Here is a 13,876-nt window from a genome sequence, read left to right on the forward strand (position 1 = left end):
CGCTGGTGACCGGCCGGGATTACCGGCTGTAATACGTCCATCGGCCGATTGGCTCAAGCTTCGTTTCGCAATGCGGAAACGTTTCCGCCCTCCGCGGCCACGGCGCCGGGCGCCGCGTCCTGCGGCTCCGGGCGGGACGGCGAGGGGCGGGTGACGATGTACGCGGCAACCGCCGCCATGCAGGTTCCGGCCAGGATGGGGACCAGCGGGCGGCTGGCGGTCAGCGCGACGATCGCCCAGCTCACCCCCATGCCGATCAGCGCCGCCGCCTTGGCCTTGCGGGGGATCGCCCCTTCGGACTGCCAATCGCGCAGCAGCGGGCCGAAGCGCGGGTCGCGGTACAGCCGGTCGCGGAGCGCCGGGCTGCTCTTGGCGAAAGCCCCGGCGGCCAGCAGCAGGAACGGGGTGGTCGGCAGGAGCGGCAGCACCGTGCCGGCGATGCCAAGCCCGACCGCGGCGTAGCCCAGCGCCAGCCACATCCGGCGCCGCAGGGGCGAGGCGCAGATGGGGTCGTCCTCCGGAGGGGCGGTCTGGTCATCCATGGGGTGAATGTAGGACGCTCACAGGGCCAGGACCAGCGCCGCGTAGCGGGCGGCTTTGCCCGCCGTGACCAGCAGCAGGAAAATCCGGATGTCCACCCGCAGGATGCCGGCCACCAGCGTCAGCGGATCGCCGATCACGGGCATCCAGGCGAGCAGCAGCGACCACACGCCGAAGCGCTGGTACCAGCGGGTGGCCCGCGCGACCATCGTGGCGGGAACCGGAAACCAGCGGCGGTCCTGGAAATGCATCAGGTAGCGGCCGAGCGCCCAATTGACGACCGATCCCAGCACGTTGCCCGCCGTGGCGAACAGCAGAAGCGCCAGATGATCGTAGTTGCCGGAGGCGTGCATGCCGACCAGCAGGATTTCCGATTGCGCCGGGAAGATGGTCGCGGCGAGGAACGCGGTCAGGAACAGCCCGCCGTAGGCGGCGATTTCGGGCATGCGGCGGGCGGTCCTTCCGGGCGAGGGGGCGGCGGAGGCTAGAACATGGGTGCGCATACAGGATTGCGGGAGGCGCCATGGTGCAGGTGCGGTGATCTGGTGTAGATTCATTTTGCGTGAATTCGCAGCGGATCGACGCGGAATGCCCAACCCGTCTCGCGCGGTGGGCGCCGTCTTGGGGACTCGCAGGGCTGTCTTAGGGAATGAAGGGGAGTGTTCGCGGATGGCCGCTGCCGGGCTTGCCCGCTTCGATGCCGACGGGCACCTGATCTGGGCCAACGCCGTGTTCCGGGCGTCGCTGGGCGGTTGTCCAGGTGACCGCCTCGATGCCCTTTTGGCCGCGCATCCGGCCTGTGGGGACGCGGCGTCGGCGGCGGATCGGCTGCGCGCCGGCCGGCCAGTGGCGCTCGCGGCGTCGCCCGGCGGCGGGCGTCCGACGCTGATCCCGGCGGAAGGCGAGGGCGGCGAACTGGTGCTGACCCTTGCCGATGACGGCGCCCTGGCGGTCCCGCCGGACGAGACCGGGTTCATCGGTCTGGAGGACCTGCTGGGCGACCGGGCCGGCGAGGCGGAGCGGGCGATCATGCAGGCCATCGCCGTTCCCCTGGTGGTGACGCGGCTGTCCGACGGACTGGTGATGGCGGTCAACCAGCCCGCCGGCCTGCTGTTCGGTGTGCCGCTCGACGCGGTGGTGGGGCGCAGCTTCGCCAGCGATTACTACACCGACCCGGCGGAGCGGGAGCGGCTGCTCACCGCCCTGCGCGACGGGGCCGGCAGTGTGGACGGTTTCGAGACGCGGCTGTGCCGGCCCGACGGCAGCGACCTCTGGGCGATGGTGTCCGCCCGGCGCTTCCGCTTCCGTGGCGAGAGCGCCATGCTGGCCTGCATCAGCGACATCTCCGCCCGCAAGCGCACCGAACAGGCGCTCGAAGCCCAGTGGGACCAGACCCGGGCGGTTCTCAACGGGCTGGGCCAGGGCGTGATGGCGTTCGACCGGGCGCTGCGCCTGGTCGCCTGGAACGGACGCGTCACGGAACTGCTGGGGCTGGAACCGGAAGCCCTCGGCTACCACACACCCTACGCCGCCATTGCCCGGCGGGTCGCGCAGGGGCTGGCCTTCGGGCCGGGGAGCGTGTGCCCCGCCGCCGTGCCCGACGATCAGCCCATGGAAGGGGCCGGCGCCGGGGCCGGCGCGTCCGCGGCCCTCGGCGTGCCGCTTCCCGTCCGGCCCGCTCCGGACGATCGGGCCTGGGAATGCACCCGGTCCGACGGGCAGGTTCTGGAATTCCTGATCCGGCCCCTGCCGGACGGCGGATTCGTCGTCACCTACACCGACGTGACCGAGCGGCGGAACGCCGAGCGGGAGATCATTGCCAGCCGGGAGCTGTTCGAGCTGGCCATCCGGGCGGCGCGCGAAGGCATTTCGCAATGGGACCTGCGCACGGGGCAACTGTGGCTGTCGCCCTACTGGTGGGGAATGCTCGGCTACGGCGAGAGCGAGATGGTCAACACCGCCGCCCGCTGGACCGAGCTGATCCTGCCCGAGGACCGCGAGTTGTCGATGCATATGGCCCGCGATCTCGTCAACGGGGTGGTGAACGAGTGCCAGTTCGTCCAGCGCTTCCGCCACAAGCGCGGGACCGTGGTCCATATGCTGACCCGGGCCATCCGCGTCCTCGGTCCGGACGGAGCGCTCTTCCGCATCGTCGGTTCGCACACCGACGTGTCGGACCGGGTCCACGCGGAGGAGCGCGTCCACGCCGCGCGGGAGGAAGCCGAACGCGCGCTCCGCGACCTGAAGGAGGCCCAGGCCCATCTGATCCAGTCCGAGAAGATGGCGGCGCTGGGATCCCTGGTGGCCGGGGTGGCGCACGAGATCAACACGCCCATCGGCATCGCCCTGACCGGCGCCTCGCTGGTGGCGGAGCGCACCCGCCTCATCCGGCGCGATTTCGAGGCGGGAACGCTGCGCCGGCCCGATTTCGCCGACTTCCTTGAGATGGCGGGGGAGGCGGCGCAGCTGATGCTGCTGAACATCGACCGCGCCGCCCAGCTCATCCAGAGCTTCAAGCAGATCGCCGTGGATCAGGCGAGCGAGGAGCGCCGCGTCTTCGACCTGCGCGACTACATCGACGAGGTCCTGCGCAGCCTGGGCGTCCGCATCAAGCGGGCGGCCCACGGCGTGGAGGTGGATTGCCCGGCGGACCTGCTGATCGACGGCTATCCGGGGGCGCTCAGCCAGGTGTTGACCAACCTGGTGATGAACTCGATCATCCACGGCTACGCCCCGGGGCAGCACGGCCTGCTGCGCGTCTCCGCGCGCGGGGTGGGCGCTGACGAGGTGGAGCTGATCTACGCCGACGACGGACGGGGCATCCCGGCCGAACTGCACGGCAAGGTGTTCGAACCCTTCTTCACCACCAGCCGCGGCACGGGGGGCAGCGGGCTGGGGCTGAACATCGTCTACAACATCGTCACCCGCAAGCTGAGGGGCCGCATCGCGCTGGACAGCGCGCCGGGCCGCGGCACCGCCTTCACCTTGCGCTTCCCCCGCGTCGCGCCGGCGGACCGTGCCCCGGCCTGACGGCGCCGCGGAGCCTCGTCGGGCGACTCGTTACTGGGCGTCCACCCAGGCGATGCGCAGGATGTTGGTGTTGCCGGGGGTGCCGAAGGGCACGCCGGCGGTGATGACCAGCCGCTGCCCCTCCACCGCCAGCCCGTCCTCGTAGGCGCAGCGGGCGGCCTTCTGAACCATCTCGTTGAAGTCGGCGACGTCGGCGGAATGCACGCTGTGCACCCCGTAGGCGAGCTGGAGCCGCCGCGCCGTCTCCAGGCTGGAGGTCAGGCACATGATCGGCACCTCCGGCCGTTCACGGGCGGCGCGCAGGGTGGTCGAGCCGCTGGTGGTGTAGGTGACGATGGCCGCGGCCTGGATGGTGTGGGCGACCTGACGCGCCGCCGCGGTGACGGCGTCGGTGGAGGTCTGCTGCGGGTCGGGATGCTGGGCGTCGGTGATGGTGCGGTAGAGCGGGTCCTGTTCGACCCGGCGGGCGATGCGGTCCATCATCGACACCGCCTCGATGGGGTAGGTGCCCGCCGCCGTCTCGGCCGAGAGCATCACGGCGTCCGCCCCGTCATAGACCGCGGTCGCCACGTCCGACGCCTCGGCGCGGGTCGGGGCGGGGGAGCCGATCATCGACTCGAGCATCTGCGTGGCGACGATCACCGGCTTGCCGGCCTTGCGCGATTCGCGGATGATGCGCTTCTGGATGCTCGGCACGTCCTCCGCCGGCATCTCGACGCCGAGGTCGCCGCGGGCGACCATGACGCCGTCCGACAGCTCGACGATGCGCTCCAGATGCTGGATGGCCTGCGGCTTCTCCATCTTCGACAACAGGGCGGCTCGCCCGGCGACCAGCTTGCGCGCCTCGGCCACGTCCTCGGGCCGCTGCACGAAGGACAGGGCCACCCAGTCCACTCCCTGGTCGAGCGCGAAGGCGAGATCCTCGTGGTCCTTCGGCGTCAGCGGCGTCAGCGGCAGGACGACGCCCGGCACGTTCACGCCCTTGCGGTCGGACAGGCGGCTGCCGGACAGCACGACGCAGTCGGCGTGGTCGGGGCTGCAGCCGACGACGCGCAGGCGGACCTTCCCATCATCCACCAGCAGCTCCGCCTCCGGCTCCAGGGCGGCGAAGATTTCCGGGTGGGGCAGGCCGACGCGGGTCGCGTCGCCCGGCTCGGTGGAGAGGTCGAGGCGGATGCGGTGCCCCGGCTCGACGGTGACCGGGCCATCGGCGAAGGTTCCCAGCCGCAGCTTCGGTCCCTGGAGGTCGGCCATCACCGCGATGGGGTGGTCGAGTTCCGCCTCCAGCGCGCGCAGCGTGGCGAGGCGCTGGCCGTGGTCTTCGTGCGTGCCGTGGCTGAAGTTCAGGCGGAAGACGTCCACGCCCGCCTCGAACAGCGCGCGGATCTTCTCCGGCGTCGCGGTGGCCGGCCCCAGCGTGGCGACGATCTTGGTCAGGCGGAAGCGCCGGAAGGGGATGCCTTTGCGGGTCATGGGTCTGCCTTCTGATATGTGCCGTTCGGGTTGTTCCGTTCGGGGCGGGCCGTTCATCTCAAGAGCTGCCGTCCGGCTTGTCAACCGCGGCCATCCTCCCCACAATGGACAGGCACCGGGAAAAGCACGGTAACGCCGCAGAACGGCCTTGACAGATTTCCGGCTTTTTCTATAGTCGCACCCTCTCGCGGCCCACCGGGCCTGGCGGGAGACATTGTGCGTCCCGTATCCGGGACCCGCCTCGGGCCTTCGGGCCTCTGGCGTCCGGATCGGGGATCAATCGGTGTGTAGGCGGCCCATGAGGGCTGCCGTTGAGATATCGAGGAGAGCAGGCGTGGCGCGTATCGCTGGCGTCAACATCCCCGCGCAGAAGCGCGTGGAGATTGCGTTGACCTACATTCATGGCATCGGCCCCTTCAAGGCCAAGGAAATCTGCACGAAGCTGGAGATCCCGGCGGAGCGCCGTGTGAACCAGCTCACGGACGACGAGATCCTCAAGATCCGCGAGACCATCGACGCCGACTACCGCGTCGAGGGCGACCTGCGCCGTTCGGTCGCCATGAACATCAAGCGTCTGATGGACATGGCCTGCTACCGTGGCCTGCGTCACCGCAAGGGCCTGCCGGTCCGCGGCCAGCGCACCCACACGAACGCCCGCACCCGCAAGGGTCCGGCCAAGCCGATCGCCGGCAAGAAGAAGTAAGAGGACGCACGGACCATGGCCAAGCCCTCAGCCGCTTCGCAGCGTCTTCGTCGTCGCGAGCGCAAGAACATCACCGCCGGCGTCGCTCACGTGAACGCCTCCTTCAACAACACGATGATCACCATCACCGACGCGCAGGGCAACACCATTGCCTGGTCGTCGTCGGGCACGATGGGCTTCAAGGGTTCGCGCAAGTCGACCCCCTACGCCGCTCAGGTCGCCGCCGAGGACGCGGGCCGCAAGGCCCAGGAGCACGGCATGAAGACCCTCGAGGTCGAGGTGAAGGGTCCGGGTTCGGGGCGTGAGTCGGCGCTGCGCGCTCTGCAGTCGATCGGCTTCCAGATCACCTCGATCCGCGACGTCACGCCGATTCCGCACAACGGCGTCCGTCCGCCGAAGAAGCGTCGCGTCTAAGAAGCATCGCTACTCCGCACCCACGGGGATCCGCCGTTCCGGGACAGGCGCCGCAGCCATCGCGGCGCCATCGGATGGGAACGGCCGGTCCCCGCGGACGTGTGTCCACCCCGATGGCATGAGGTAATACCGTGGCTCTTCAGAAGAACTGGCAGGAACTGATCAAGCCGAACAAGCTGGACATCCAGCCCGGTGACGACGCCGACCGCACGGCGACCGTCGTGGCCGAGCCGCTGGAGCGTGGCTTCGGTCTGACGCTCGGCAACGCGCTGCGCCGCGTGCTGCTCTCCTCGCTGCAGGGTGCGGCCGTCACGGCGATCCACATCGACGGCGTGCTGCACGAGTTCTCGTCGATCCCCGGCGTGCGCGAGGACGTGACCGACATCGTCCTCAACATCAAGTCGATGGGTCTGCGCATGGGCGGCGACGGCCCGAAGCGCATGCGCCTGCGCGCCGAAGGCCCCGGCGAGGTGAAGGCCGGCATGATCGAGACCGGCGCGGACATCCAGGTGATGGACCCGGACCTCGTGATCTGCACGCTGGACAACGGCGCGCGCCTGAACATGGAACTGACGGTCGAGACCGGCAAGGGCTACGTCCCGGCCAGCCAGAACCGTCCGGAAGACGCCCCGATCGGCCTGATCCCGGTCGACGCGCTGTTCTCGCCGGTCCGCAAGATCTCCTACAAGGTCGACAACGCCCGCGTCGGGCAGGTCACTGACTATGACCGCCTGTCGATGGTCGTCGAGACCAACGGCGCCGTGAAGCCGGACGACGCGGTGGCTCTGGCCGCCCGCATCCTCCAGGACCAGCTGCAGCTGTTCATCAACTTCGAGGAGCCGACCCACGCGGTCGCCGAGGAGAAGCACGAGGAGGTTCCGTTCAACAAGAACCTGCTCCGCAAGGTGGACGAGCTGGAACTGTCGGTCCGTTCGGCCAACTGCCTCAAGAACGACAACATCGTCTACATCGGCGATCTGGTGCAGAAGACCGAGGCGGAGATGCTCCGCACGCCGAACTTCGGCCGCAAGTCGCTGAACGAGATCAAGGAAGTGCTGGCCCAGATGGGTCTGCACCTCGGTATGGAAATCCCGAACTGGCCGCCCGAGAACATCGAAGAGCTGGCCAAGCGTCTGGAAGAGCCGTACTAAGTCTCGCACGTTCCATTGCCCCTTCCCCGGCCCTCCCCCGCCTTCGGCGAGGGAGGGGACAAGTTCCCTCTCTCGCGCGAGCGGGGGAGGGCCGGGGAGGGGGCAGCATGTTTCCCAGGGCCACCAACCGGCCCGCCCCGCGCCGTACCAGCTCTAACGACTGGGCGGTCGGGTTCACCACCGGCTCCCCGAGGGGGGCCACGCCATGAAGGAGGACCGTCATGCGTCACGGCGTTTCCGGACGTAAGTTCAGCAAGACCACCAGCCACCGCAAGGCCATGTTCTCGAACATGGCGAATGCGCTGATCAAGCACGAGCAGATCAAGACGACCCTGCCGAAGGCCAAGGATCTGCGCCCGATCGTCGAGCGTCTGATCACGCTCGGCAAGAAGGGTGGCCTCGCCAACCGCCGTCTCGCCTTCGCGCAGCTGCGTGACGACGCGATGGTGACCAAGCTGTTCACCGTTCTGGCCGACCGCTACAAGGACCGCCAGGGTGGCTACAGCCGCGTCCTGAAGGCCGGCTTCCGCTACGGCGACGCCGCCGCCATGGGCGTGATCGAGCTGGTCGACCGCGACGTCGCCGCCAAGGGCCAGGATTCGGGCCCGGTGGAGATCAAGGACGAGGTCGAGGCCGAGGGCTGAGCCCACGGTTGAGCGTTCGTGAAATCTTGTCGCCGCCGTTGCCCCTGGGCGCCGGACGACGATATAGGTGACCGACCGGCCCTCCCTTCGGGTTCATCCCCGGAGGGAGGGTTTCCGGTTTTCGGGTTCCGTCACTTCGGGAGGGCGCCGCGCGCGCGGTATGCTGAAACCTCTCTACAACCGGATTCTCAAGCTCTCCGCCCGCAAGGACGCCGTCTGGTGGATGTCCGCCGTCTCCTTCGCGGAAAGCTCCTTCTTCCCTCTGCCGCCCGACATCATGCTGGTGCCGATGTGTCTGGCGGAGCCCAGGAAGCTCTGGCGCTACACCAACATTTGCGCGCTGGCCTCGCTGATCGGCGGGATGTTCGGCTACGCGGTCGGGTTCTACCTGTTCGAAAGCATCGGACGGCTGATCATCGACCTCTACAACGCGCAAGAGTCGTTCCAGCGCTTTCAGGACATGTTCGCCGAATTCGGCCCCTGGTTCCTGATCCTCAAGGGCATCACGCCCATTCCCTACAAATTGCTGACGATCACCGCGGGATTCGCGCACCTCGACCTGACGGTGTTCATCCTGTGCTCGATCGTCGCACGATTCTCGCGATTCTACATGATCGCGATCCTGCTGCATTTCTACGGGCCGCAGGTGCGCGACATCATCGAGAAGCGGCTGATGCTGGTGACGACCGTTCTGCTGGTCATCATCATCGGCGGATTGCTCAGCTTCAAGTTCGTGTGAGCGGCGCGGGGCCCGGCCCCGCGCGTCACCTTTACTTCCCGGCAAACATCAATCGGGCATCCCGCGGTCCTGGCGGTTGCGCTCCGACGGGGGCAGGGCGTTGCGCTCGCGGCGGTCGCGCATGACCATCACGCCGATGGCCAGCGCCATGGCGATGCCGGCCAGCAGGGGCAGGACGACCTCGCCGGCGCTGACGGTGGGCATGGAGAGCATGCGCACGATGAGCAGCAGCAGCCCGCCGATCAGCAGCGCCACGAAGACGGTGGTCGATGTCCGGCGGCGCGGCGACGGGCCGGGATTGTTGGGACTCATTTGAGGCATTCCCTTATCGCTTGCGTTCCCGGCATAGTGGGCGCCGAGCCCGCGGCATGGTCCAATGCGGGGGACCATCCGCCAACGTCCGGGGTCACGCAAGAACAATGGGAGTCAAAGCCGCGATGTTCCGTCCGAAACTCATTCTGGGGCCGGTGCTGGCCCTCGCCCTGGTTGCGCTCGCCGCCTGCGCGGACGCGCCGGGGCGTTCGTCCGGCGCCGCCGTGGGCGGTGCTCCGGCGGCCTCCACCACGGCCCCCACAACGGCTCCCGCCGGGGCACCGGCGTCCTCGCGCCCGGCCCGCGGGGTCGAAGATCCGTCGCTTCGCCTCGACGGCGGCGTCGGCAGCGACGATTCCTGCCGCTCCCAGTGTGAGCGCAGCAACAACTCCTGCATGGACTCGGTCGCCGCGCGCGCGCAGAGCGGGCTCGACCGTCCGGACCGCGGCGGCATCTTCTCGCCGACCGACAACTGCCAGCATTCGCTGCGCATGTGCTACCAGCGCTGCGGCGCGCCCACCAACCAGTGACCGGTCCGGTGCGATCGGTGGATCGGCGATGAGCAAGCGCGGCGACTCCGGAGCCACCGGCGGCATGTTCGAGGCGGGCGCCCCCCGCCCGCTGGCCGATCGGCTGCGCCCGCGCAGCCTGGGCGAGGTGGTCGGGCAGGAGCATCTGCTGAAGCCCGACGGCCCGCTGGGCCGCATGGTCGCCGCGCGCCGGCTGGCCTCCATGATCCTGTGGGGGCCGCCCGGCTGCGGCAAGACGACCATCGCGCGGCTGCTGGCCCTGTCCACCGACCTGCATTTCGAGCCGCTGTCGGCGGTCTTCTCCGGCGTGGCCGACCTGCGCAAGGTCTTCGACGCCGCCCGGGCGCGGCGTGCGGCCGGGCAGGGCACGCTGCTGTTCATCGACGAGATCCACCGCTTCAACCGTTCCCAGCAGGACGGCTTCCTGCCCTATGTGGAGGACGGCACCGTCACGCTGGTCGGCGCCACCACCGAGAATCCGTCCTTCGAGTTGAACGCGGCGCTTCTGTCGCGCGCCCAGGTCTTCGTGCTGAACCGGCTCGACGACGCGGCGCTGGAGAAGCTGCTGTCGCGGGCCGAGGCGGAGATGGGCCGTCCGCTGCCGCTGACGCCGGACGCGCGGGCCGCGCTGAAGGCGATGGCCGACGGCGACGGGCGCTTCTGCCTGAATCTCTGTGAGGAGCTGTTCGCCCTGCCGGTGCCGGAGGACGGCGCGCGTCTCGACAACAACGCGCTCGCCACCGCCATCCAGCGCCGCGCCCCGCTCTACGACAAGGCGCAGGAGGGGCATTACAACCTCATCAGCGCGCTGCACAAGTCGCTGCGCGGGTCGGACACCGACGCGGCGCTCTACTGGTACGCCCGCATGCTGGAGGGCGGGGAGGACCCGCGCTACATCGCCCGCCGGCTGACCCGCTTCGCGGTGGAGGACATCGGCATGGCCGACCCCAACGCGCTCGCCCAGGCCACCGCCGCCTGGGAGGCCTACGAGCGGCTGGGCAGCCCGGAGGGGGAATTGGCCATCGCGCAACTGGTGATCTATCTGGGGACGGCGCCGAAGTCGAACGCCGGCTACACCGCCTACAAGAGCGCGGTGCGCGCCGCCAAGGAAACCGGCAGCCTGATGCCGCCCAAGCACATCCTGAACGCCCCGACCAAGCTGATGAAGCAGATTGGCTACGGCAAGGGCTACGAGTACGACCACGACACGGCGGACGGCTTCTCCGGCCAGAACTACTTCCCGGAGGGCATGGCGCGGCGCGCCTTCTACCAGCCGGTCGAGCGCGGATTCGAGCGCGAGATCAAGAAGCGCCAGGACTACTGGGCGCGCCTGCGCGACCGCAAGGCCGCTGACGGGGACGAATAGGGCGCATCACGGCTTCGGGTAAGCGACTCCGAGGATCCAGACCGGGGCGTGCGGCGGGCCGGCGCGTTCGAACACGTAGGTCACGGTGGCGCTGGTGAAGGGTTTGGCGTCGGTGCAGCGGCCGATGTCATCCGTTTCCCCGCACCACAGCGCGGGGACCCGCACGCTCAGCGTCTTGCCGAACTGGGTGCCGCCAAGCTCCTCGCCGCACAGGACCTCGCCCGGATGGCCGGTCACCGCGTTCCACGCCGCCCGCCACGCCCAGAGATCCGCGAACAGAGGCATACCGACCTCCTGCACGGCGTTCGGCGGCGGCGGCGCGCCGAAGATGTGCCGGGTGAGGCGCCCGCCGAACGCCGTGTTGAGCGCGGGCTCGGCGGAGCGCAGGACGCTTGGGATGTCTAGGCACGGATCGCTTCGGGCCGGGGCGGCGGTGAAGGCGAGGAGGGCGGTGAGAAGACCTGAGATTGAGCGAATGGTCATTGGAGGGTCCGTATGCAATTCCCGCGTGTTGAAATCCGGACGCTCGGAATCAGGGTTCGTGAAATGGCGGGAGAAGCGTGCGCATGACGACGGATGACGCGGTTCCGGCGTTCTCACGCTTCATCGCCATCGACTGGTCGGGCGCCGCCGGCAAGCGCTACGCCGGCGTCGCGGTCGCCGAATGCGGCGTGGAAGGGCCGCCGCGGACCGTCGCGCCCACGGAGCGGCAATGGTCGCGCACCGCCGTGTTCGACTGGCTGCTTGACGGGCTGGAGCGGGGGCCGGCGCTGGTTGGGATCGATTGCGCCTTCTCGCTGCCCTTCGACGTGGCTCGGCGCTATTTCCCCGACCCCGACGCGGTGACAGCCTTCGACCTGTGGGACCGGGTGGAAGCGGTGGCCGGGGCGGAGCCGGACTTCGCCGGGGGCGGCTTCGCGGCGCACCCGGACTACGGCGCCGATTTCTGGCGCGCCGGGACGCAGCCGGACTGGTACCGCGACCCGCACCGGCTGACCGAGCGGGTGTGCCGCGCCGACGGCTACGGCAGCCCGCAGAGCCCCTACAAGTTGATCGGCGCCAAGCAGGTGGGGAAGGGCGGGCTGGCCGGGATGCGGATGCTGCGCGCGCTGAAGCGGGCGGCGCCGGACCAGGTGGCGGTCTGGCCCTTCGACGCGCCGGGGCCGGGCCATACCGTCTTCTGCGAGATCTACCCGCGCCTGTTCCTCATCCGCGCCGGCTTCGGGCTGCGCAAGATCCGCGACGGGGCGGCGGTCGACGCCGCGCTGGCCGCCCTCGGCGCGCCGCCCGCCGGCCTGTCCGGGTCGGTGAGCGACCATGACGCGGACGCGCTGGTCTCCGCGGCGGGGCTGCGCCGGCTGGCCGGGCGGGAGGCGGTGTGGAGTCCGCCGGCCATGGACGCGCGGGCGCGGCGGCAGGAGGGCTGGATCTTCGGTGTGGGCGAGCGGGATGGCGGGGGCGCCGCGCCCGGCGCGTGACAAACCGCCGTATTTCTGGCTCTAATCCGCGCGGGATGCCCGTCGTCCCGTCCGTTCCGGAGGTTCCGTGATCGCATCACCGTCCACGCTCGCCGCGGTCGCCGTCGGCGGCGCTGTCGGTTCCATGGCGCGCTATCTGCTGATGACGGCGGTCGGCCACTGGCTGGGCACGCAGTTTCCCTACGGGACGCTGGTCGTGAATGCCCTCGGTTGCTTCACCATGGGCGCGCTGGCGGAGCTGGCCGCGCTGGTGTGGTCGCCGTCGCCGGAGCTGCGGGCGCTGCTGATGGTCGGGGTGCTGGGGGGATTCACGACCTTCTCCTCCTTCACGCTCGACGTCGGTCTGCTGGTGGAGCGGAACGCCCTGCCGGCGGCGGCGGGTTACATCCTGGCCTCGATGGTGCTGACCATCGCGGGTTTCTTTGCCGGCCTCGCGGTCGTGCGTTCTCTTGTTTCGGTGCCCGTTTGATGAGTGAGAACAAGTCCCCCAGCGTGGAAACCCGGACCGTGACGTCCGACGAGGCCGACGTCCGCCTCGACCGCTGGTTCAAGCGCCATTTCCCCGACGTGGGGCACGGCTATCTGCAGAAGCTGCTGCGCACCGGCCAGATCCGCGTGGACGGCAAGCGGGCGGAGACCTCGACCCGGCTCGCCGCCGGCCAGTCCATCCGCATCCCGCCGCTGGCCGACTGGGCCAAGCCGGAGGGCGCCGCGGCGGCCCCCGCGCCGAAGAAGCCGGCCATGTCGGACAAGGACATCGCGGCGCTCCAGGCGCTGGTTCTCTTCAAGGACGGCGACGTCATCGCGCTGAACAAGCCGGCGGGCCTCGCCGTCCAGGGCGGCACCAACACCACCAAGCATCTCGACGCCATGCTGGACGCCCTGCGCTTCGACGCGAAGGAGCGGCCCAAGCTGGTCCACCGGCTGGACAAGGACACCTCGGGCGTCCTGCTGCTGGCGCGCAACACCTTCGCGGCGTCCAAGCTGACGGAGCAGTTCCGCGGCCGCGACGTGCGCAAGATCTACTGGGCCGCCACGGTCGGCGTTCCGAAGCCCTACCAGGGCAAGATCGACCTCGCGCTGGCCAAGGAAGGCGGGCCGCAGGGCGAGCGGGTGGCCGGCGACGAGGACGACGGCAAGCGTGCCGTCACCTACTACTCGGTGCTGGAAAACCTGGGCAAGCAGGCGGCCTTCGTCGCCATGTGGCCGCGCACGGGGCGCACCCACCAGCTCCGCGTCCACATGAACGCCATCGGCACGCCGATCCTGGGCGACGGCAAGTATGCCGGGCAGGGGGCCTATCTGCCGGGCGCCGAGGTCCAGAAGAAGCTGCACCTGCACGCCCGCCGGCTGATCCTGCCGCACCCGCGCGGCGGCAACCGGATGATCGACGTGACGGCGCCGCTGCCCGACCACATGCTGACGACCTGGAAATATCTGGGCTTCAGCGCCAGCCTGAAGGGCGACCCGTTCGAGGGGGTCGAGTAGAAGCGGGG

General features: G+C 69.6%; 16 protein-coding genes. 11 read left to right on the forward strand and 5 right to left on the reverse strand.

Annotated elements, in window-relative coordinates; translation table 11 throughout:
- Positions 1 to 53: 53 nt before the first annotated feature.
- Together FBZ83_RS15995 and FBZ83_RS16000 are read right to left on the reverse strand one after the other, a co-directional pair.
- The gene (locus FBZ83_RS15995; RefSeq protein WP_145684688.1) at positions 54 to 542 is read right to left on the reverse strand and encodes a YbaN family protein; all 489 of its coding nucleotides are present in this window, start codon (positions 540 to 542) and stop codon (positions 54 to 56) included.
- Positions 543 to 560: 18 nt separating this feature from the next.
- Positions 561 to 986 carry a YqaA family protein gene (locus tag FBZ83_RS16000; RefSeq protein ID WP_145684691.1) on the reverse strand — a complete coding sequence of 142 codons (426 nt, stop codon included), beginning with the start codon at positions 984 to 986 and terminating at the stop codon, positions 561 to 563.
- A 223-nt stretch (positions 987 to 1,209) separates the two neighbouring features.
- On the opposite strand from FBZ83_RS16000, the gene FBZ83_RS16005 reads away from it, so the two are divergent.
- Complete coding sequence (locus FBZ83_RS16005; protein WP_247888323.1) at positions 1,210 to 3,570, forward strand: ATP-binding protein; 2,361 nt, start codon at positions 1,210 to 1,212, stop codon at positions 3,568 to 3,570.
- Between the two features lie 30 nt (positions 3,571 to 3,600).
- On the opposite strand, the gene pyk is transcribed toward FBZ83_RS16005, so the two are convergent.
- Complete coding sequence (gene pyk / locus FBZ83_RS16010; RefSeq protein ID WP_145684696.1) at positions 3,601 to 5,043, reverse strand: pyruvate kinase; 1,443 nt, start codon at positions 5,041 to 5,043, stop codon at positions 3,601 to 3,603.
- Positions 5,044 to 5,377: 334 nt separating this feature from the next.
- On the opposite strand from pyk, the gene rpsM reads away from it, so the two are divergent.
- From rpsM to FBZ83_RS16035, 5 genes are all read left to right on the forward strand, one after another.
- A complete protein-coding gene (gene rpsM, locus FBZ83_RS16015) occupies positions 5,378 to 5,746 on the forward strand; it encodes a 30S ribosomal protein S13 (protein ID WP_014240054.1) in 369 nt (122 codons plus the stop codon).
- Positions 5,747 to 5,761: 15 nt separating this feature from the next.
- Positions 5,762 to 6,160, forward strand: a complete 399-nt coding sequence (rpsK, locus tag FBZ83_RS16020) for a 30S ribosomal protein S11 (RefSeq protein ID WP_012974490.1) — start codon at positions 5,762 to 5,764, stop codon at positions 6,158 to 6,160.
- Between the two features lie 131 nt (positions 6,161 to 6,291).
- Positions 6,292 to 7,311, forward strand: coding sequence for a DNA-directed RNA polymerase subunit alpha (locus FBZ83_RS16025; RefSeq protein WP_014240055.1), 1,020 nt, complete (start codon positions 6,292 to 6,294; stop codon positions 7,309 to 7,311).
- A gap of 221 nt (positions 7,312 to 7,532) precedes the next feature.
- Positions 7,533 to 7,955: a 50S ribosomal protein L17 gene (gene rplQ / locus FBZ83_RS16030; protein WP_094304321.1), complete on the forward strand. Its 423-nt coding sequence runs from the start codon at positions 7,533 to 7,535 to the stop codon at positions 7,953 to 7,955.
- 160 nt (positions 7,956 to 8,115) lie between these two features.
- Positions 8,116 to 8,694, forward strand: coding sequence for a YqaA family protein (locus tag FBZ83_RS16035; protein ID WP_145684704.1), 579 nt, complete (start codon positions 8,116 to 8,118; stop codon positions 8,692 to 8,694).
- A gap of 48 nt (positions 8,695 to 8,742) precedes the next feature.
- Here FBZ83_RS16035 and FBZ83_RS16040 read toward each other — a convergent pair whose 3' ends face one another.
- Positions 8,743 to 9,006 (reverse strand): hypothetical protein, encoded by a 264-nt coding sequence (locus FBZ83_RS16040; protein ID WP_145684712.1) that lies wholly within the window; start codon positions 9,004 to 9,006, stop codon positions 8,743 to 8,745.
- Positions 9,007 to 9,131: 125 nt separating this feature from the next.
- On the opposite strand from FBZ83_RS16040, the gene FBZ83_RS16045 reads away from it, so the two are divergent.
- On the forward strand, positions 9,132 to 9,536 hold the full coding sequence (locus FBZ83_RS16045; protein WP_145684715.1) for a hypothetical protein: 405 nt from the start codon (positions 9,132 to 9,134) through the stop codon (positions 9,534 to 9,536).
- Positions 9,537 to 9,564: 28 nt separating this feature from the next.
- The gene (locus tag FBZ83_RS16050; RefSeq protein ID WP_145684717.1) at positions 9,565 to 10,902 is read left to right on the forward strand and encodes a replication-associated recombination protein A; all 1,338 of its coding nucleotides are present in this window, start codon (positions 9,565 to 9,567) and stop codon (positions 10,900 to 10,902) included.
- Positions 10,903 to 10,908: 6 nt separating this feature from the next.
- On the opposite strand, the gene FBZ83_RS16055 is transcribed toward FBZ83_RS16050, so the two are convergent.
- A complete protein-coding gene (locus tag FBZ83_RS16055; protein WP_145684719.1) occupies positions 10,909 to 11,385 on the reverse strand; it encodes a hypothetical protein in 477 nt (158 codons plus the stop codon).
- A gap of 83 nt (positions 11,386 to 11,468) precedes the next feature.
- Here FBZ83_RS16055 and FBZ83_RS16060 point away from each other — a divergent pair, with 83 nt between their 5' ends.
- The 3 genes from FBZ83_RS16060 to FBZ83_RS16070 all read left to right on the forward strand — a co-directional run bounded on the left by FBZ83_RS16060 (position 11,469) and on the right by FBZ83_RS16070 (position 13,868).
- On the forward strand, positions 11,469 to 12,380 hold the full coding sequence (locus FBZ83_RS16060) for a hypothetical protein (protein WP_145684721.1): 912 nt from the start codon (positions 11,469 to 11,471) through the stop codon (positions 12,378 to 12,380).
- Between the two features lie 67 nt (positions 12,381 to 12,447).
- Positions 12,448 to 12,849: a fluoride efflux transporter CrcB gene (gene crcB / locus FBZ83_RS16065; RefSeq protein ID WP_145678276.1), complete on the forward strand. Its 402-nt coding sequence runs from the start codon at positions 12,448 to 12,450 to the stop codon at positions 12,847 to 12,849.
- On the forward strand, positions 12,849 to 13,868 hold the full coding sequence (locus FBZ83_RS16070; RefSeq protein ID WP_145684723.1) for an RluA family pseudouridine synthase: 1,020 nt from the start codon (positions 12,849 to 12,851) through the stop codon (positions 13,866 to 13,868). The genes crcB and FBZ83_RS16070 overlap by 1 nt, the downstream gene beginning before the upstream one ends.
- Positions 13,869 to 13,876: the final 8 nt, after the last annotated feature.

The sequence above is a fragment of the Azospirillum brasilense genome (assembly GCF_007827815.1).
GTDB classification, from domain to species: domain Bacteria; phylum Pseudomonadota; class Alphaproteobacteria; order Azospirillales; family Azospirillaceae; genus Azospirillum; species Azospirillum brasilense_C.